This window comes from Aeromonas sp. QDB17, from assembly GCF_027705305.1.
In the GTDB taxonomy this organism is placed as follows: Bacteria; Pseudomonadota; Gammaproteobacteria; order Enterobacterales; family Aeromonadaceae; genus Aeromonas; species Aeromonas caviae.
The window spans coordinates 82,401-101,174 of record NZ_JAPDBP010000002.1 but is presented as its reverse complement, the minus strand read 5'-3'; the positions used below and the strand labels follow the sequence as shown (position 1 = coordinate 101,174).

The window sequence follows — 18,774 nt, the reverse complement described above, 5'->3', positions numbered from 1 at the left end:
TGATTCCTTTAAGGTAAGACGAATTCGGTAAGCGGGCGCCCGAGGACCGGGCACCGCTCGGTATCAGAGGCGAACCAGCGCAGAGCCCCAGGCAAAACCGCCGCCGAAGGCTTCCAGCAGGACCAGCTGGCCGGGTTTGATGCGACCATCGCGCACCCCTTCATCGAAGGCGATGGGCACGGAGGCCGCGGAGGTATTGCCATGACGATCCAGGGTCAGGATCACCTTGTCGAGCCCCATGCCGAGTTTCTTGGCGGTGGCATTGATGATGCGGAAGTTGGCTTGATGGGGCACCAGCCAGTCCAGCTCGCTCGGCTCGACGTTGGCCGCAGCCAGGGTTTCGGTCACGATCTCGCTAAGGCGTGTCACCGCCACCTTGAAGACATCGTTGCCCTTCATGTACATGTAGGCTTCGAGCTCAGCACCCGGCATGCCGCGACGGGGCTGCGGCAGTTTGAGCAGCTCGCCATAACGGCCATCGGCATGCAGATGGGTGGAGAGGATCCCAGGAGTGTCGCTGGCACCGATGACCACGGCCCCTGCCCCATCCCCGAACAGGATGATGGTGCCGCGATCCTCGGGATCGCACATGCGTGACAGCACGTCCGCACCGACAACCAGCACGTGGCGAGCAGCGCCGGATTTGACGAACTGATCGGCGATGGCGAGAGCATATGTAAAGCCGGCACAGGCGGCGGCTACGTCAAACGCCGGGATCCCCGGTACGTCAAGCAGCCCCTGCAGTTCACAGGCAGCAGCTGGGAAGGCATTCTCTGCGCTGGTGGTGGCCAGCACTATCATGTCCAGATCGGCGGCAGTCAGACCTGCCGCATCAAGCGCACGCAAGGCCGCCTGATGAGAAAGGGTCGCGACGGTTTCGTCGGCTCCGGCGATACGGCGTTCACGGATCCCGGTGCGTTCCACGATCCATTCGTCACTGGTTTCAACCATCTGTTCAAGATCGGCGTTGGTACGAACCGAACTCGGCAGATAACTGCCAGTACCCAGAATTTTGCTATGCATAGAGTTTTATAAATCCCTGTCGGAAAAGACAGATTCAAGGCGATCTGCAATTTGCAATGGAAGTTGATGTCTGGCTTCTTGTGCGGCCAGCAGAATCGCATGACACAGAGCGCGGCGCTCGGCCCGCCCATGGCTTTTTACCACAATGCCGCGCAATCCTAACAGACTCGCGCCATTATACTGGTCGGGGTTCAGGTAAGAGAAACGCCGTTTGAACATAAATCCGGCGAGTCGACCAAGAAAACTGCGTTTTTTGCGCGGATATCCGGCCAGTTCGGCCATCATCCGCACCACCCCCTCCGCGGTCTTGAGCGCCACGTTGCCCACGAAACCGTCGCAGACGATCACGTCGCACTCGCCGCTGAAGATCCTGTCCCCCTCAATGAAACCGACAAAATTCAGGGCGGAGCATTGGCGCAGCAACTCGGCGCTGTGGCGCACCAGGTCGTTGCCCTTGATCTCCTCCTCCCCTACGTTGAGCAGTGCCACTCTGGGTGAAGGTATCCCCTCCACCTTCTCTGCGACTACGGCGCCCATCACGGCAAATTGCAGCAGGGTGTCGGCATCGCAGCTCACGTTCGCACCCAGATCCAGCATCACGGTCCGCTTTCCACTCAATGTGGGCAGCGCCTTGATGAGGGCTGGCCGGTCAACACCGGGCAAGGATTTGAGCACGCACTTGGCCATGGCCATCAAGGCACCGGTGTTGCCTGCACTGACACAGGCATCGGCAGCGCCGCTCTTGACCAGATCCAGGGTCACGCGCATGGAGGAGTCTTTCAGGGTACGCAGCGCCACGATAGGCTTTTCGCCCATGCCCACGACCTGGGAGGCATGCACGAGACGAACGCGAGGGTGGTTGAGCAGGCCATGTTGCTGCAGAAGAGGGGCGGTCTGGTGTTGATCACCGACCAGAACAAGTTTTAGCTGGGGTAGAAGAGACAGTGCCTGCACGGCGGCAGGCACTGTTTCCGAGGGGCCGATATCTCCCCCCATTATGTCTAGCGCGACAGTTTGCGTAGACAAAGGCAATCCTTAAGCGATTACCTTTTTACCGCGGTAGAAACCATCGGCAGTCACGTGGTGACGACGATGAATTTCGCCACTGGTCTGATCAACAGTCAGGGCAGCGGTGGTCAGCGCATCGTGGGAACGACGCATGCCACGCTTGGCGCGGGTTTTACGGTTCTGTTGTACGGCCATGGTAGGCTAACTCCTAAAATTCACTTACGTTTGAGCGCTTCAAGAACTGCAAAGGGATTCGGCCGCTCATCAGCAGGTTCGATTTCACCCCAGGTCATCTCCATGTTTCCTCTGGGACACACATCCACCGGATGCATGGCTACCTGAGGCAACGAGAGGATGAGTTCATCCTCCAGGATTTGATGAAGATCTATCTCGCCGTTTTCGTCCAACTCAATGGGCTCATAAGCTTCCGGCAGTTCTTCCTCGTTTGTTCTTTCGAACAGCGGAGTGTAAATAAAACTAGCTTCACAAAGGTGTTCAAACGTCTCACCACAACGCTGGCAAACCAGGTCGACCTTGGCATGGGCAGTGCCTTTCATAACGGTCAACTTCTGGACATCTTTGCCAAAGTGCAGTGTGACATCCACATCACTTCGCAAGCCTTCGGTTGATTCCTCCAGCCTGGGCATCTGCGACTTTTCCACTATCCCGACATAATCGAGTAGCTTCAAGGCATTACGGACTGGATCAACCTTAACGGGCAACTTCACCTTTTGCATAGGGCGCGAATATTATAGGTCCAACAAGGGATAGTCAAAGGAAAAAGTCCTTACCGCCGATGATTTTACCTTCACAGGCCCCTGCAAGAGGAACTTGTGCTCATCGGTGGCCGATTATGCCATATCGTGCAGGATCTGGCACAGGATCCTGTTCCCCTCCCCTGTCTGTCCACCGGATGTGCTCCTTGGTGTCTCATCAGGTGGCAGAACAGCGCGGGTCGCTCCCCAGCAGGCCTGGTGTCGCAGCCACTCTGGGCTCGGCTTCCATCAGTCGGCGTATGGCTTTGAAACTGCCCACGGCAGCCTTGATGGCAATGGGATTGACCAGCCAGCCCGGCAAGTTGTTGCCCGGGTTGGTATAGGTTTCGAGCCGAACGAGTGTGCTGCCATCCCGTTGGGGTAGCGCCTCCCACCGTCCGGCGCTTTCCTGGATCCGGAACAGCCCTGCATGCAATGGCAGGGCATTCGGCTCTGCCCACACCTCGAGAGTCAGGCCGCAATCGATGCGTCGACTCAAATGGGAGCGGGTGATGAGCTCCCTGTCTTGCACCGGCCAGGGAGACGCCAGGCGGGTATAGACCAGATCATCGTCGGGACCCGATCTGGCCAGCACCCTGACTTCACGGCTCTGGGGCAACCACTCTTCATGGCGCGCCGTGTTGCGCAGCACCGTGATCAGCGCGCCAGGGTCGGCATTCACCCGCATCTCCAGACGTAAGGCCTGAAAAGAGGTCGGAGGATGTGGCTGGGTCCAGAGCATCACCCCCTCATCCCCCTGGCGAAGTTGCCATGTCCCTGCCCAGCTGGCGAAGGAGATCAGTGCCATGACCAAGGCCGCATATCGTGTCATCACGCTCAATTCCGATCTCTTGTGTTTGTGCTGTGGTTTCCTCAGCATGCATGCTTCCCGCTAATTAGGCGAGTCCCGCTGTAGACATCTCCTGTTTGCGTGGCCCCATCTGCACAGATAGAATCAACCAATTGATTTATAAATGGATATCATCAAAACATGCAGCCTTCCTTGATCCTCGCGTCCACCTCGTCCTACCGCAAGGCCTTGCTGGAAAAACTCGGTCAGCCATTTCACTGTGCTGCGCCTCAAGTCGATGAGACGGCGCGACACGGGGAGACCGCAGAAGCTCTGGTCAGCAGATTGGCGTTTGCCAAGGCGAATGCCGTTGCCGCTGACCGTGATCAAGGATTGATCATCGGTTCAGATCAGGTGTGCGTCTGTGACGGGCAGATCCTCGGCAAACCCGGCACGGTGGAGAAGGCGGTCGAGCAGTTGCTGCGGGCACAAGGCAAGCGCGTCATCTTTTACACCGGGCTCTGTGTGATCAATGCTGCGAATGGCCATGCCGAGCAGCTCGTCGAGCCTTTCACCGTGCATTTTCGTTCGCTCGATGAAGCCGCCATCCGTCGCTATGTGGAGGCCGAACGTCCTCTGGATTGTGCCGGCAGCTTCAAGTGCGAGGGAATGGGCATCGTCTTGTTCAAGGCGCTGGAGGGGCGTGATCCCAACGCCCTTGTCGGTCTTCCCCTGATAGGCTTGGTTGATCTCCTGGGTCGCCACGGCCTGGCTCTCCCATAACAAGAACTCTGCCATGAAAAACGGGAGCCAAGGCTCCCGTTTTTCATGGTTGTCAGCGTGGCAGCTTGGCGAGGAACGCCTCAAGCTCCGGTGACAATGGCGCTTCCACCTGCATCTCCCGGTCGTCCACCGGATGAGTAAAGGTGAGCTTCCAGGCGTGCAGGAACAAACGCTTTAGCCCCTGCCCTCGCATCTTTTCATCAAACCCGGCCTCACCATATTTGTCATCGCAGGCGATGGGATGGCCGGCGTGCTGGGTGTGGACACGGATCTGGTGAGTACGGCCAGTGATGGGACTGCACTCGACCAGGGTGGCTTCGGCAAACTGACGGGCAATCCGGAACCGGGTCTCGGAAGGTTTGCCATCGCTGCTGACCCGCACCACCCGCTCGCCGGATTGCAGATCATTTTTGCGAAGTGGCGCATTGACCACCTTGACGTGGGGTTGCCACTGGCCGCGCACCAGCGCCAGATACTGCTTGCGCATGGTCTTGACCCGCAACTGCTCGTGCAGGCTGCGCAGGGCACTGCGCTTCTTGGCAACCAGCAGCACGCCGGAGGTGTCGCGATCCAGCCGGTGCACCAGTTCGAGGAAACGGGCTTCGGGGCGCAGGGCACGCAGCCCTTCGATGACGCCAAAGCTGAGGCCGCTGCCGCCGTGCACTGCCATGCCGGACGGCTTGTTGAGCACTATCATGGCATCGTCTTCAAACAGGATCTGGCTCTCCAGACGCTGGATGCTGCCGAGGTTGGCAGAAGGCAACTCATTCTTCTCGGCCACACGCACGGGGGGCACCCGCACCTCGTCACCGGCACAAAGCTTGTATTCCGGTTTGATGCGCTTCTTGTTGACCCGCACCTCCCCTTTCCGAAGGATGCGATAAATCAGGCTCTTGGGGACGCCCTTTAACTGAGTCTTGAGAAAATTGTCGATGCGCTGCCCGTCATGCTCAGCTTCGATGGTGAGCAGCTGCACTTGTTGATGTATCTGTGTCATGGCGCGGATTTTAACACCGCCGACAGCCCTTGGCTGCATGCTTTGTTAAAAAATGGCGTCTTGCTATAAAAGTGGTTTAAATGGGATAATAAACAAGGTTTTGTCATTGTGTTCAAGCCTTGTACTAAGTGGCCAAAATGTATGCCACCCAATCCCGAAACACCGTGTATACAAGAACATGACGGTTCCCGGGTGCGAGGTACAACGCATGGAGAACACAAACAGAGCCGACGTAAATTGTCTCCACATCGGTATCCTTAATTCACGCCCTCTCGAGAAGGCTGAACCAGAGTGCCCTTAGTTTGCGCCTCATGCATACCCCAACCGGGAGGTTGCCCCAGCATGCTGAAGACCCGAGGCCGGCGCCGGCAGGACCCAGTGGAGGAATCAAAATGACAAAATAATGAGAACTCAATGAAAAGAATGCTAATCAACGCGACTCAGGAAGAGGAGTTGCGCGTAGCGCTGGTTGACGGACAACAGCTCTACGATTTGGATATTGAAAGTCCGGGACACGAGCAGAAAAAAGCGAACATTTACAAGGGCAAAATCACCCGAGTAGAACCCAGTCTCGAAGCTGCTTTTGTTGACTATGGCGCCGAACGCCACGGTTTCCTGCCGTTAAAGGAAATCGCCCGCAATTACTTCCCCTCCGGTTACTCCTATCAGGGTCGTCCCAACATCAAAGAAGTGGTCCGCGAAGGCCAGGAAGTGATTGTCCAGATCGACAAGGAAGAGCGTGGTACCAAGGGTGCAGCCCTCACCACCTTCATCAGTCTGGCTGGCAGCTACCTGGTGCTGATGCCGAACAACCCCCGTGCCGGCGGCATCTCCCGTCGCATCGAGGGTGACGAGCGGACCGAGCTGAAGGAAGCCCTGAGCGGACTGACCGTGCCGGACGGCATGGGCCTCATCGTGCGCACTGCCGGTGTGGGCAAGTCCCCGGAAGAGCTGGAGTGGGATCTGAACGTTCTGCTCAATCACTGGGACTCCATCCACAAGGCGTCACAACAACGTTCCGCTCCGGTGCTCATTCACCAGGAGAGCAATGTCATCGTGCGCGCCATCCGTGACTATCTGCGTCGCGATGTGGGCGAGATCCTGATCGACAACCCGGTCATCTTCGAGCGCGCCAAGTCGCATATCGAGCTGGTCCGTCCCGATTTCCTCAATCGCGTGAAGCTGTACAAGGGTGATGTCGCCCTGTTCAACCACTTCCAGATCGAGAGCCAGATCGAATCGGCCTTCCAGCGCGAAGTGCGCCTGCCCTCCGGCGGCAGCATCGTCATCGATCCGACCGAAGCACTGACCTCCATCGATATCAACTCCTCCCGCGCCACCAAGGGCGGCGATATCGAAGAGACCGCCCTGCAGACCAACCTGGAAGCGGCCGATGAGATCGCTCGCCAGCTGCGCCTGCGTGACCTGGGTGGCCTGATTGTCATCGACTTCATCGACATGACCCCGGTTCGCCATCAGCGCGAAGTGGAAAACCGTCTGCGTGAAGCGGTGCATCAGGATCGTGCCCGTATCCAGCTGGGCCGTATCTCCCGTTTCGGTCTGCTGGAGATGTCTCGCCAGCGTCTGCGTCCCTCCCTCAACGAGTCCAGCAGCCATATCTGCCCCCGTTGCCAGGGTCAGGGGGTCATCCGTGACAACGAATCCCTCGCCCTGTCCATCCTGCGTCTCATCGAAGAAGAGGCCATGAAGGACAACACCGAGCAGGTGCATGCCCAGGTGCCGGTCGATGTGGCCGCCTATCTGCTCAACGAGAAGCGTACCTCCATCGCCAATCTGGAACAGCGCAATGATGTGCGTGTCTACATCATTCCGAACCAGCATCTGGAAACCCCGCACTACGAAGTGACCCGCATCCGTCAGAACGAGATCCCGGAAGCGGCCAGCTACGAGCTCAAAACCGAGATTGCCAAGCCGGTCTACCAGCCGCGCCAGGCTCAGGTAGTCGAGCGCGAACAGCCGCTGCTGCAAGGGTTTGCCCCGGCTCCCCAGCCGGTTGCGCCCGCCGCCCCGGCTCCTGTTGCGACTCCCGCTCCGGTTGCAGAACAAGTCGGCTTCTTTGGCAAGCTGGCCAAGGCCTTCTCCGGCCTGTTCGGTGCCTCCTCCGATGCGGCTCCGGCCGAGGTGAAGGCGCCTGCCGACAAACCGGCCGCCCAGCGCGAAGCTCGCAAAGATGACGGGCACCGTCACCAGCGCGATGAATCCCGCAGCCGTGGTCAACGTGGCCGTCGTGACGACAACCGCGGCAGTCGCAACGCCGAGAGCGGTGACAAGCGTGAAGGTGCGGCAAACCGCGATGGCGCAGAGAACCGCAATCGTCGCCCGCGCAAAGAGCGTGAGCCGCGCCAGGAACGGGAACCCCGTGGTGACGTGCGCACCGAACAGCGCATGGAGCGTGAGCCTCGCGAACCCCGCCAGGAGCGCGAACCTCGTGCCCCGCGTCCGGCTCGTGAACCTCGCGTCCCCCGCGAACCCCGTGCCGAGGTGATCGTCGAGGCGGTTGATACCGTTGATACTGCGGTCGCCAGCGCTGAACCGCGTCAGGAAAAAGAGCAAAAAGTGGCCGAGCGCCGCGAACGTCGCCAACTGCGCAAGCAGATCCGTGTCGATGTCGCCGCGACCGACACCCCTGCCCTGCCGACTGACGAGCAAATCATCGATGTCGCCGACGTGCAAGCCGCCGCTGAGCAGCAAGAAGAGCAAGGCGAAGGTCAGCGTCGTTCCCGCCGTACCCCGCGCAATCAGCGCATCGAAGGGCAACGTCGCAAGCGCATCAACGAAGAGGCTCGTGGCCAGCGTGAAGACGAAGCACAAGGTGAAGTGCAGCTGACTACCGCGGCCCAGGCCGATGCGGCTCAGGTGAAGGTGGAAGAACCGGTTGTGCCTGTCATCACCATTCCGAGCGCAGAAGCGGTTGCAGCCGCCCTGCAGGCCTCCGCCGCACTGACCGAACACGTGGTGGCTGAAGCCGTTGCTGAGGAAGCGGCAGAGCAGGCACTGGCAGCCCAGGCTGTGGATGCGCCCTCCACTGACGAAGTTGAGCAGGCTGCGCAAGCAGACGCTGAACCCGTCGCCGAAGTGGCAGTTGTCGAACCCGAGATGGTCGAACCTATCGTCAACACCGCCTCTCATGACGAACCTGTCGCCGTGATCGACGCTGTCGAGCAGACCCAGCAAGTGGAGGCCATCCCAGAAGAGGTTGCACCGGTTGCTGAAGCGGCACCTGTCGTGATCGCTGAGGAGACGGCCACCGCCGAGGCGGAGGTCGTCGAGATGCCGGCTGCCGTGGTGCAAACCGAGCCAGCAACCAGCCCCGAAGTGAAGGTCAGCAAGGGTGCCGGTGTATTGGCCCGTGCCCGCAAGGCTTATGCCCCCATGGCAACGCCGGCTGCGGCTCCTGCCCCGACACCCCGTGAACCCGTGGAGTACGCTCCCCTGGTACGCAGCGAAGTCGTGACCTCCGGTCGCCACGGTGGCAGCACCGCTGCCAGCAACGTGGCAACCAGCCCGGCCGGTCGCCCCTGAGCAGACTCGTAGTCTGAATAAAGAGCCACACATTGTGTGGCTCTTTTTTTGTCTCTTTTTTGGGGCTGACATCGCCTTGCTCTCCCCCCTGCCTGTTCGATATCCGCCGCTTTCCCGATGTTCAGCGACCACACACAGTCCAAACAAGACGTGAATAACACACCAGACAGAGGATTCATCTCTGTCAAAGCATCACGACATGCTCTGCTTTGTCGATAGTTGACGGCATATGATGCCATTGGCAAACAGTCTGGCAGCGTTCCCCTTTGGTAGCACAGTCGGTGTGTTCAGTGGTGGCTGAGACAGCCCAGGTTGAACGGGAATGCCAGACATAGGGCAACCTGTGGCACTCTTTACTCTCATCATTTGTAGTGAGCGTTGAAAGCCCTCCCTTCAGCTTCACGTGCAAGCGTCAGCTCGTAACAAGGTAGCTCCGGGTATGCTGTCCTCACTGTGTACAACAGAGTGGTTGAGGGATGTAGAGAAGCTAAAGAGGTGATAGATAATGTCATTCAACTTCTTGTCTGATGGCATATAGCTATTACTCATTGAACTATTGCCGCATGACGTGACATTCACCAGGCAACAAAAAAGGGCCCGAAGGCCCTTGTTTCATTTCCAATGACTGTCGCGCTTATCCGCCAAAGAGATGGTTGTTCAGCAGGAACAGGCCGCCGGAGAGCAGCATGGTGAGCGGCAACGTCAGCACCCAGGCCAGCAGAATGGTCTTGATGGTCTGGCTCTGCAGGCCGGACTTGTTGGCCACCATGGTCCCCGCCACCGCGGAGGAGAGAATGTGGGTGGTGGACACCGGCATCCCGGTCAGACTCGCAATCCCGATGGACGCGGCGGCCGTGATCTGGGCTGCAATGCCCTGGCTGTAGGTCATGCCGGAGGAACCGATCTTCTCCCCTACCGTGTAGACGATACGACGCCAGCCCACCATGGTGCCGCAACCGAGCGCCAGCGCGATGGACACGATGACCCAGGTCGGCGCATATTCGGCCGTGGCGGTCAGATCCTTGCGCCATTTGGCAAGATCGGTCAACTCCTTGGCCGGCAGCGGCAATTTGGAGACCTTGCGGGCAGTGTCGTCGATGCACAGCAGCAGGCGACGCACTTCGCGGCGATCCACCAGATTCATCTCCTCGTAGGTGCGCACCTGGCCCAGACGCTTGTCGAGGGTCGCCATGGCCTGCAGGGCCTCCCCTGCCGCACAGTGGCTCATCAGCTCCTCCTGGGCTTTGGCAGGCACACTGAAGTTCACCAGATGGGAAACCTGTTCCTGGTTACGCTGGTAGATCTCCATGATGCGCTGGTTGGCATCCTGGGTTCTGTCCAGATCATAGGAGCGGCTGTTCATGTCCAGCGCAAAATAGGCAGGCGCCATGCAGATCAGCACCAGCATCACCAGACCGATGCCTTTCTGACCATCGTTGGAGCCGTGCACGAAGCTCACCCCCATGGCGGAACAAATCAGAGTGACACGGGCCCAGAACGGTGGATGCTTCTTGCCGTCCACCAGCAGGCGCTCTTCCGGGGTCTTGTGGATCTTGCTGCCAAGCCATACGCGCTTCATGGCGAACAGCAGCAGGGCGGCAATGATGAAGCCCACGGTGGGAGAGATGATGAGAGAGAGCATGATGTCGATGGCTTTGCCGACGTTGATACCCTCTTTCAGGGGTTGATGGCTGATCAGGGCATAGGCGCCGCCTACCCCCAGGATGGAACCGATCAGGGTGTGGGAGCTGGATGCCGGAATACCGAAGTACCAGGTTCCCAGGTTCCAGACGATGGCCGAGAACAGCAGGGAGAACACCATGATCAGACCCTGGGTAGAGTCCATGCCAAGCAGCAGATCGATGGGCAGCAGGTGAACGATGGCGTAGGCCACCCCCAATCCCCCCAGCATGACCCCGGCGAAATTGAACAGACCGGAAGCCACCACCGCCATATGAGCCGGCATCGCCTTGGTATAGATAACCGTTGCTACCGCGTTGGCGGTATCGTGAAAGCCGTTGATGAATTCATAGGCCAGCACAAAAAAAACGGCCAATACCAAACCGATTGACCACCACAAACCCAAACCACTAAACATTTCAAACATAAAAACGAACCTGTTTATGAGTTGCGGCGGATTATGCCAGAAGGCTCGATGCGCCATACCCGTTGTTGAAATATTTCAGCAAAAAAAAAAAAGGGCATTCCGTCAGAAAATGTCTTAGGGCCTGTAGGAACGGGGCTTGTCGAGGATTAATTTAAGTCCATTCCATTGCTGTGGATAGGCGCCAATCAAAGCCTAAGCATCGCTCGATGTCCCGAAAAAGGCCGCTTTTCAACCCGCTCGGCACGTCCGTTTCCTTTTGTCAGATATAAAAGAGGGTGCCCTGGCACCCTCCTCGATAGACAAGCCGCACGGTGCGGGGGTCAATCCTGGTTGATCCGGCTGGCCACAGCCCCTTGCTGACTCTTGTATTTGGCATTTTCCCGTTTGTTGTACGGGCGAGCCGCGGTACCTGACAGCATCTCGAAGTTCAGGGCACCGATCTTCATCTTGGGACGCAGGGCCAGAGGCAACTTGCCGCCGTTGTAAAACTCCAGCACGATGCGACCGGACCAGCCCGGATCGATGCGGTGGGCGGTGACGTGCACCATGAGGCCGAGGCGCGCCAGGGAGGAGCGACCATCCAGCCAGCCGACGATATCGGCGGGCAAGGTAACCGATTCATAGGTCACCGCCAGCGCCAGCTGACCCGGGTGCAGATAGAAGGCTTCACCGTCCGGCACGTGGATCTCCTCGCTCATCACCCGCTCGATGGCATCGGCCATCTCGGCACTGGTACCGCCAAGGTCGATATAAGGCGCGGTATGATCGCGAAACACCCGAAACTCGTTGCCCAGCAGCACATCGACGCTGACGCCGCTGATCCGCTCAACACCGGGCCGCGGCTCGATGACGATCTTGCCTTCATCCAGGTGCCGTTCGATATCGGTATCACAAAGACGCATTCTGCGACTCTCCTGACAAAAGATTCATTAAAAAAAGCCGGGCATCACCCGGCTTGTTTTCTCTCAACCAATCAACATATGGCGGATACGCGCCTTGAGCATGTCGATGGCGATGCGGTTCTTGCCGCCACGGGGCACGATCACGTCGGCATACTGCTTGGACGGGTCGATGAACTGCATGAACATGGGACGCACAGTCTTCTGATACTGCTTGAGTACGGAGTCCATGGTACGACCGCGCTCCTGCACATCGCGCACCAGACGGCGCAGCAAACAGATGTCGAGCGGGGTATCCATGAAGATGGAGGCGTCCATCAGTTCGCGCAGGCGGCTGTCGGTCAACAGCAGTATCCCTTCGAGGATGATGACACGGCGCGGTGCAAAGGTAGTGACCTCGGTCATGCGCGTGTGCTCGGTATAGGAGTACTGGGGGATGTTGACCGCCTCCCCTTGCGTCAGCTGGGTCAGATGCTGCACCAGCAGATCGTGATCCAGAGCATTGGGGTGGTCATAGTTGGTCTTGACCCGCTCTTCCATGGTCAGGTGGGTCTGATCACGGTAGTAGCAATCCTCGGTGATCACACCAATCTGACCCGCTCCCAGCTCGGCCACCAGCTCTTCATAGATGGTTTGGGCGATAAGACTCTTGCCGGACGCGGATGCACCAGCAATACCGATGATCACGCAGGAATGTTGAGTATCAGACATTGAAAATACCTAAAGAGAAGAGCACTGGGGATTGTTTAAACCGATCCATTATATGAAAAAGGGGTGGCCATGCCCACCCCAAATCCGTCCCCCTTGGCCGAACGCCGATTATTCGTCCAGCGCCACCGTGTAGAGCGGGGTCGCAATCGGTTTTGCGCTGAAATAGAGCTCGGCCCCTACCCGGCGAGCCAGTTTCAGGTAAGTCTGTGACAGCTCGCCATCCGGCGTACCGAACACGGTGGGGCAGCCGTCATCCATGTGCTGGCGAATGTCGATATGCAGCGGCAACTGACCAAGCAGCGCCACGTGATACTGCTCCGCCATCTTCTGGCCACCGCCGGTACCGAACAACGGCTCGTGATGCCCGCAGGCACTGCAGACGTGGTAACTCATGTTCTCGACGATGCCAAGCACAGGCACATTGACCTTGTTGAACATGGCGATCCCCTTGCGGGCATCTGCCAGTGCCACATCCTGGGGCGTCGTGACGATCACCGCCGCCGTGGTGGGCACCTGCTGGGCCAGCGTCAGCTGGATATCGCCGGTGCCCGGGGGCATGTCCACCACCAGGTAGTCCACCTCGCCCCAGCGGGTCTCGTGCAGGATCTGCCCGAGTGCCTTGCTCGCCATGGGACCGCGCCAGATGGTGGCATCCTGCTCAGCCACCAGATAACCGATGCTGTTGCTCTTGATGCCGCAGGCCATCACCGGCTCCATCAGCTTGCCATCAAAGCTGACAGGGCGCTCCTTGAGGGTCCCCGTCATGGTCGGGATGGAGGGGCCATAGATGTCCGCATCCAGCAGGGCGACCCGCGCCCCCTCTTTTTGCAGCGCCAGCGCCAGGTTGACCGCGGTAGTGGACTTGCCCACCCCTCCCTTGCCGGAGGCAACCACCAGGATATTGCGGATCCCCTGCACCGCCGCCAGTTGCTGCGCGCGGGGCATGCTGGCCACGTCTATCTCCCCCGTCCAGTCGATGCGGGTCGCACCGGTGACGCTGCGCAGCCGGGAATCGAACTCCTCTTTGATCTGTTCAAACAGGGACTGGCCGGCAAAGGGCAGCACCAGCGTGATAGCCAGGGTCTGTTCGTGCCGCTCGACGGTACGCACAAAACCGGCCGCGACCAGATCCTTGCCCCATCCTGCCGGCTTAAATTCGGCCAGGATCTGTTTTACTGAATCAATCACCATTAACTCCCCATTATGTTGTCGTTATGCTGAGGTGAACGGTTACCGCACATAAATCAGTGGCTTGCCGACGTCATCGCGATGCCGCCAGTCAGGGCACCGGGGGCCACAACCCTAGGCAGGCCGCCCCCAATTCGGGTAACATGCACGGCACTGTATCATCCCAACAGGCACATAAAGAACGTATTATGGCAACTGATCCTCGTAGAATGCTGGTAACCTGCGCCCTCCCCTATGCCAACGGCTCCATCCATCTCGGCCACATGCTGGAACACATCCAGGCCGATATCTGGGTTCGTTATCAGCGAATGCGTGGCCATCAGGTGCATTTCGTCTGTGCCGACGATGCCCACGGTACGCCCATCATGCTCAAGGCTCAGCAGATGGGGATCTCGCCGGAAGAGATGATTGCCGCCGTCTCCCAGGAGCACCAGGGGGATTTTGCCGGTTTCAACATCAGCTTCGACAACTACCACTCCACCCACAGCGACGAGAACCGCGAGCTGGCGGGCGTGATCTATGGCCGCCTCAAAGAGTCCGGCAAAATCAAGATCCGCACCATCTCCCAACTGTTCGATCCGGAAAAATCCATGTTCCTACCGGATCGCTTCGTCAAGGGCACCTGCCCCAAGTGCAAGTCCCCCGATCAGTACGGTGACAACTGCGACAGTTGCGGCGCGACCTACAGCCCGACCGAGCTGATTGATCCGAAATCCGCCGTCTCCGGTGCGACCCCGGTGATGAAGGACTCCGAGCACTACTTCTTCGACCTGCCCCAGTTCGAAGCCTGGCTCGCCGACTGGGTGCGCGGCTCCGGCGCCATCCAGGAAGAGATGGCCAACAAGATGCAAGAGTGGTTCGAAAGCGGCCTGCAACAGTGGGACATCACCCGTGACGCCCCCTACTTCGGCTTCGAAATTCCCGGCGCCCCCGGCAAGTACTTCTATGTCTGGCTGGACGCCCCCATCGGCTACATGGCGTCGTTCAAGAACCTGTGCAACAAGCGTGGCGACATCGACTTCGACAGCTACTGGAAAGCGGACTCCGACGCCGAGCTCTATCACTTCATCGGCAAGGACATCGCCTACTTCCACTGCCTGTTCTGGCCGGCCATGCTGGAAGGCGCGAACTTCCGCAAGCCGACCAAGGTCAACGTACACGGCTATGTGACCGTCAACGGCGCCAAGATGTCCAAGTCCAAGGGCACCTTCATCAAGGCGTCCACCTATCTCAAGCACCTGGATCCGGAGTGCCTGCGTTACTACTACGCCGCCAAGCTCAACAGCCGCATCGACGATCTGGACTTGAACCTCGAAGACTTCGTCTCCCGCGTCAACGCCGACGTGGTCAACAAGCTGGTCAACCTGGCCTCTCGCAACGCCGGCTTTATCGCCAAGCGTTTTGACGGCAAGCTGGCCGCCACCTGCGCCGAGCCCGCACTCTACGCCGAGTTTGCCAACGCCAGCGCCAGCATCGCCGAAGCCTATGAAGCGCGCGAATTCAGCCGCGCCATCCGCGAGATCATGGCACTGGCCGACAAGGCCAACCGCTATGTGGACGACAAGGCTCCCTGGGTCATCGCCAAGCAGGAAGGGGCGGATGCCGAGCTGCAAGCCGTCTGCTCCGTCGGCATCAACCTGTTCCGCGTGCTGATGGCCTACTTGAAGCCCGTCATGCCGCAACTGGCCGAGCGCGCCGAAGCCTTCCTTGGCGAAACCCTGACCTGGGACGGCATCGCCGCCCCTCTGGTCGACCACGGCGTCGCCCCCTTCAAGGCACTCTTCTCCCGCATCGAGTCCGCCAAGGTGGATGCCATGGTGGAAGCGTCCAAGGAAGATCTCGCCAAGGAGCAGAGCAAGAAGCCGGCAGGCCCCCTGGTGGACGATCCCATCAGCGAGACCATCACCTACGACGACTTTGCCAAGATTGACCTGCGGGTGGCGCTGATCAAAAAGGCCGAAGCGGTGCCGGAAGCCGAGAAGCTGCTGAAGTTGCAGCTGGACATCGGCGGCGAAACCCGTCAGGTGTTTGCCGGTATCAAGTCTGCCTACAACCCGGAAGATCTGGAAGGCAAGCTGACCGTGATGGTGGCCAACCTGGCCCCGCGCAAGATGCGCTTTGGTATGTCCGAAGGCATGGTGCTGGCGGCAGGTCCGGGTGGCAAGGATCTCTGGATCCTCGAGCCCCAGGAAGGTGCCCAGCCGGGTATGCGCGTGAAGTAATACGCCCCTTCCCGGACAGTCCCAATGAAAAGAGAGGCCAATGGCCTCTCTTTTTTTATCTTGTGGGGTGCTTACTGCCCGCTCTGCAGCAATGCCATGCGAAGGCCGACCAGCTCCGCCTGATGGCAATCCAGTTGCAGTAGTTGGCAGCGGATCTCTGTTTTCAGGGCTCGCCGTTGCTGGCCTCGCCCCGTTTCGCCCCCAAGGCGTCTGAGCCATTGGCGCCTGTCCTGCAATTGCCCAAGCCGCTCCTGCCAGCTCACCAGCATGGACAACCAGGCCGGATCCCCTCCCCCCTGTGCCGTCAGCAGCTCCATCCCGTAGCGCGCCTGTTTCAGCACCTGACGCAACCGGTGCCAGCACCGAAGTTTCGCCCTGATGCCCACAGGAAGGGAGGTGGTCTTCGCCAGTGCATCCGACAGTGACAGCGCCAGATGCAGCTGAAACAGCGGCAAGAGATCGACACCGACGGGCACCTCTTCCAGTCGGGCCAGCCAACGGGCCAGCGGGCCGGTCAACAGGGGGACCCGTGGCAAGCGGTTCTGCCGAAGCGAGCCACCATGATGCTGCGCATAGACCTGGGCATCGCGCAGGGCGGAGAGCGTGCCGACGGCACGGGTCAATCGCCGCTCCAGCTCGGGCTCATGAATGAGGGGTCGCCACAGGGCGAGCAGCGCCAGCAGGCGGCGGGCCGCTATCCGATAGGCATGCACCTCTTCCATCCCCTTGTGCTGGCGCAGTGCCAGGGCCGCCCCCCGATATTGCCCAACGAGCCGGTTGGCCTGCGCAATCCCGCTCTCGCCCATGAACCCTCCCGGCTAGTTGGTATGAAAACCGGTTCCGGTGGGTGGCAACGCCTGGGTGCACTCCATTCGGGTGACGGTGGCGGTTCGGGGCCCGTGCTCAAGCCAGCCCAGCATCATCTGTACCTTCTGTTCGGGACCGGCAATCAGGATTTCCACCGAGCCATCTTCCAGGTTGTAGGCATGCCCCCGCAGCCCCAGTTGCAGCGCCCGCTCCCGGGTGAAGTAGCGAAACCCCACCCCCTGAACCTGACCCCACACCCGCACGACAAACGATTGCTCTCCCATTTATCACACCTTTCCCTTAAGTAATTTTTCCCCGGGGCGATAATGAGCGCGACACTCTCTTCCCCTTGCAGGACGCAATACCATTATGAAAGAAGTAAAGTTTCGGTGGGTTGACCGTTATCTCATTCACCTCACGATCAGCGAGAAATTTCTCATCACCTTCTGGTGCCCCCTGGTGTTCATCGCCTTCCTCACCTGGTATCTGCTGGCCGACGGCCATGATCAGGCGATGCAGCTCAGAGTGGATCAGCTAAAAGGGCGGGTCGAGACCACGGCCCAGCTGGTGAGCCAGCAGCCGACCCTTACCCTGCCCGCGGATCTCGTACTCACGCCTGGCGCCGCCACCGGCCTTAGCCAGCAGGGAAACATCTATCGCTATGGCGCCAGCGCAGGTCAGGCGGGCGTCGTCTCCGGCACCCTGGATACGAGTCACTACGCCCTCTGGGATGGTCAGGGCACCACGCTCACCATCATCGCGGTGCTGGCCGCCCTGCTGGCCCTCATCACCCACTATCTGATGACCTTTGTCTCGGGGGCGCTCTACTCCACCAACAAGGCGCTGCAGACGGTAGCGAACGGCGATCTCACCTTCCGGCTCAACTTCTTCCCGGTACGGGACGAGTTCTCCATTCTGGCGGGCAGCATCGACACCTTCACCGACCGCCAGCACAAGATAGTGCAACTGGTGGAAGAGTCCGCCGATGCCCTTACCCTGGCCGCCGACGAGTTTCGCGAGCATGCCAGCGACGGCGAGCAGCTTGCCCGTGCCCAGCGCCAGCACATGGACTCCCTGGCCGCTGCCATGGAGCAGATGTCCGCCGCCATCCGGGAAGTGGCCCGCAACGCCAATGACACCCTGCTGCAAACCCGCCAGTCCAGCGACGAGGCGACTCACGGGGCACAGCGGGTGGCACGTACCATTACCGCCATCCGCACCCTGGCGGACGAAATTGGCAATGCATCGGGCGCGGTCGAGCGGCTGACTCACAACGCCAATCGCATCAACGAAGTGGTCAACGTCATCAACGCCATCTCCCAGCAAACCAACCTGCTGGCCCTCAACGCCGCCATTGAGGCCGCCCGGGCTGGTGAACAGGGACGCGGCTTTGCGGTGGTGGCCGACGAGGTGCGCACCCTCGCCAGCCGCACCCAGCAGGCCACTGTGGAGATCCAGCAGATGATCGAGGAGCTCCAAGCCGGGACCGGGGCGCTGAACGACATCATGGAGAAGACGGTGGGGCGCGCGGCCGACAGCCAGCAGCTCATCACCGAGGTGGGCATGGACATCGAGCGGCTCAGCAACCACAGCGATGCGGTGCTGGAGATGAGCACCCAGATCGCCACCTCCAGCGAAGAGCAGAGTTCGGTGGCCGAGGAGATCACCCGCAACCTCGACAAGGTGCGCCACGAGGCAAGCCGGGTGGAGGAGTCCGCCAGCGCGGCGGTCGCCGGCACCACCGGCCTCAAGGGAACCGCCAGCGAACTCGGTCAGGCGCTCACCGGCCTGCGGATCTGACCACTCCGGCAGGCCATCGTCCAGATGGCCTGCCATGTCTGGGCCAGGCGCTGGGGACGCGCGAAACAGCCCGTTCGACCCTGACCGCGTGTGGATGCACGGATCCCGGTAGACGCGGCTTGCGTGCCTACCCTCACAGCC

General features: G+C 59.8%; 16 protein-coding genes. 4 read left to right on the top strand and 12 right to left on the bottom strand.

Annotated features, from left to right (window positions below):
* Positions 1-63 precede the first annotated feature (63 nt).
* The 5 genes from OKC41_RS02135 to OKC41_RS02115 form a co-directional block, all read right to left on the bottom strand.
* A complete protein-coding gene (locus OKC41_RS02135) occupies positions 64-1,023 on the bottom strand; it encodes a beta-ketoacyl-ACP synthase III (RefSeq protein WP_010674740.1) in 960 nt (319 codons plus the stop codon).
* Between the two features lie 6 nt (positions 1,024-1,029).
* Entirely contained in the window at positions 1,030-2,049 is a 1,020-nt protein-coding gene (gene plsX / locus OKC41_RS02130; protein WP_045524864.1) for a phosphate acyltransferase PlsX, read from the bottom strand.
* Between the two features lie 9 nt (positions 2,050-2,058).
* Positions 2,059-2,226, bottom strand: a complete 168-nt coding sequence (gene rpmF / locus OKC41_RS02125; RefSeq protein WP_005300935.1) for a 50S ribosomal protein L32 — start codon at positions 2,224-2,226, stop codon at positions 2,059-2,061.
* Between the two features lie 20 nt (positions 2,227-2,246).
* A complete protein-coding gene (gene yceD / locus OKC41_RS02120) occupies positions 2,247-2,768 on the bottom strand; it encodes a 23S rRNA accumulation protein YceD (protein ID WP_029314532.1) in 522 nt (173 codons plus the stop codon).
* 196 nt (positions 2,769-2,964) lie between these two features.
* Positions 2,965-3,618, bottom strand: a complete 654-nt coding sequence (locus OKC41_RS02115; RefSeq protein ID WP_039041175.1) for an START domain-containing protein — start codon at positions 3,616-3,618, stop codon at positions 2,965-2,967.
* Positions 3,619-3,777: 159 nt separating this feature from the next.
* Between OKC41_RS02115 and OKC41_RS02110 the strand changes: the two genes are divergently transcribed.
* A complete protein-coding gene (locus OKC41_RS02110; RefSeq protein WP_201893977.1) occupies positions 3,778-4,359 on the top strand; it encodes a nucleoside triphosphate pyrophosphatase in 582 nt (193 codons plus the stop codon).
* Between the two features lie 52 nt (positions 4,360-4,411).
* On the opposite strand, the gene rluC is transcribed toward OKC41_RS02110, so the two are convergent.
* Positions 4,412-5,356 (bottom strand): 23S rRNA pseudouridine(955/2504/2580) synthase RluC, encoded by a 945-nt coding sequence (rluC, locus tag OKC41_RS02105; protein WP_201893979.1) that lies wholly within the window; start codon positions 5,354-5,356, stop codon positions 4,412-4,414.
* 414 nt (positions 5,357-5,770) lie between these two features.
* On the opposite strand from rluC, the gene rne reads away from it, so the two are divergent.
* Positions 5,771-8,899 carry a ribonuclease E gene (gene rne, locus OKC41_RS02100; RefSeq protein WP_201893981.1) on the top strand — a complete coding sequence of 1,043 codons (3,129 nt, stop codon included), beginning with the start codon at positions 5,771-5,773 and terminating at the stop codon, positions 8,897-8,899.
* Between the two features lie 634 nt (positions 8,900-9,533).
* Here rne and OKC41_RS02095 read toward each other — a convergent pair.
* The 4 genes from OKC41_RS02095 to apbC all read right to left on the bottom strand — a co-directional run bounded on the left by OKC41_RS02095 (position 9,534) and on the right by apbC (position 13,807).
* The gene (locus OKC41_RS02095) at positions 9,534-11,006 is read right to left on the bottom strand and encodes an inorganic phosphate transporter (RefSeq protein ID WP_041211421.1); all 1,473 of its coding nucleotides are present in this window, start codon (positions 11,004-11,006) and stop codon (positions 9,534-9,536) included.
* 320 nt (positions 11,007-11,326) lie between these two features.
* Entirely contained in the window at positions 11,327-11,908 is a 582-nt protein-coding gene (gene dcd, locus OKC41_RS02090; RefSeq protein ID WP_010674732.1) for a dCTP deaminase, read from the bottom strand.
* A gap of 63 nt (positions 11,909-11,971) precedes the next feature.
* A complete protein-coding gene (gene udk / locus OKC41_RS02085; protein WP_010674731.1) occupies positions 11,972-12,616 on the bottom strand; it encodes a uridine kinase in 645 nt (214 codons plus the stop codon).
* A gap of 108 nt (positions 12,617-12,724) precedes the next feature.
* Positions 12,725-13,807, bottom strand: coding sequence for an iron-sulfur cluster carrier protein ApbC (gene apbC / locus OKC41_RS02080; protein ID WP_201893983.1), 1,083 nt, complete (start codon positions 13,805-13,807; stop codon positions 12,725-12,727).
* A 185-nt stretch (positions 13,808-13,992) separates the two neighbouring features.
* On the opposite strand from apbC, the gene metG reads away from it, so the two are divergent.
* Positions 13,993-16,026 (top strand): methionine--tRNA ligase, encoded by a 2,034-nt coding sequence (gene metG, locus OKC41_RS02075; RefSeq protein ID WP_010674729.1) that lies wholly within the window; start codon positions 13,993-13,995, stop codon positions 16,024-16,026.
* 71 nt (positions 16,027-16,097) lie between these two features.
* On the opposite strand, the gene OKC41_RS02070 is transcribed toward metG, so the two are convergent.
* Together OKC41_RS02070 and OKC41_RS02065 are read right to left on the bottom strand one after the other, a co-directional pair.
* Entirely contained in the window at positions 16,098-16,832 is a 735-nt protein-coding gene (locus OKC41_RS02070; RefSeq protein ID WP_201893984.1) for a CHAD domain-containing protein, read from the bottom strand.
* A 12-nt stretch (positions 16,833-16,844) separates the two neighbouring features.
* Positions 16,845-17,117: an acylphosphatase gene (locus OKC41_RS02065; RefSeq protein ID WP_010674727.1), complete on the bottom strand. Its 273-nt coding sequence runs from the start codon at positions 17,115-17,117 to the stop codon at positions 16,845-16,847.
* A gap of 85 nt (positions 17,118-17,202) precedes the next feature.
* Between OKC41_RS02065 and OKC41_RS02060 the strand changes: the two genes are divergently transcribed.
* On the top strand, positions 17,203-18,633 hold the full coding sequence (locus tag OKC41_RS02060) for a methyl-accepting chemotaxis protein (RefSeq protein ID WP_201893985.1): 1,431 nt from the start codon (positions 17,203-17,205) through the stop codon (positions 18,631-18,633).
* Positions 18,634-18,774: the final 141 nt, after the last annotated feature.

Bases quoted from the DNA above. Each gene is read 5' to 3' on its own strand.
- rluC (WP_201893979.1), bottom strand. From the start codon at position 5,356: ATGACACAGATACATCAACAAGTGCAGCTGCTCACCATCGAAGCTGAG.
- OKC41_RS02060 (WP_201893985.1), top strand. From the start codon at position 17,203: ATGAAAGAAGTAAAGTTTCGGTGGGTTGACCGTTATCTCATTCACCTC.
- rne (WP_201893981.1), top strand. From the start codon at position 5,771: ATGAAAAGAATGCTAATCAACGCGACTCAGGAAGAGGAGTTGCGCGTA.
- OKC41_RS02135 (WP_010674740.1), bottom strand. From the start codon at position 1,023: ATGCATAGCAAAATTCTGGGTACTGGCAGTTATCTGCCGAGTTCGGTT.
- apbC (WP_201893983.1), bottom strand. From the start codon at position 13,807: ATGGTGATTGATTCAGTAAAACAGATCCTGGCCGAATTTAAGCCGGCA.
- dcd (WP_010674732.1), bottom strand. From the start codon at position 11,908: ATGCGTCTTTGTGATACCGATATCGAACGGCACCTGGATGAAGGCAAG.
- udk (WP_010674731.1), bottom strand. From the start codon at position 12,616: ATGTCTGATACTCAACATTCCTGCGTGATCATCGGTATTGCTGGTGCA.
- OKC41_RS02110 (WP_201893977.1), top strand. From the start codon at position 3,778: ATGCAGCCTTCCTTGATCCTCGCGTCCACCTCGTCCTACCGCAAGGCC.
- OKC41_RS02095 (WP_041211421.1), bottom strand. From the start codon at position 11,006: ATGTTTGAAATGTTTAGTGGTTTGGGTTTGTGGTGGTCAATCGGTTTG.
- OKC41_RS02115 (WP_039041175.1), bottom strand. From the start codon at position 3,618: ATGACACGATATGCGGCCTTGGTCATGGCACTGATCTCCTTCGCCAGC.
- rpmF (WP_005300935.1), bottom strand. From the start codon at position 2,226: ATGGCCGTACAACAGAACCGTAAAACCCGCGCCAAGCGTGGCATGCGT.
- metG (WP_010674729.1), top strand. From the start codon at position 13,993: ATGGCAACTGATCCTCGTAGAATGCTGGTAACCTGCGCCCTCCCCTAT.
- OKC41_RS02070 (WP_201893984.1), bottom strand. From the start codon at position 16,832: ATGGGCGAGAGCGGGATTGCGCAGGCCAACCGGCTCGTTGGGCAATAT.
- yceD (WP_029314532.1), bottom strand. From the start codon at position 2,768: ATGCAAAAGGTGAAGTTGCCCGTTAAGGTTGATCCAGTCCGTAATGCC.
- OKC41_RS02065 (WP_010674727.1), bottom strand. From the start codon at position 17,117: ATGGGAGAGCAATCGTTTGTCGTGCGGGTGTGGGGTCAGGTTCAGGGG.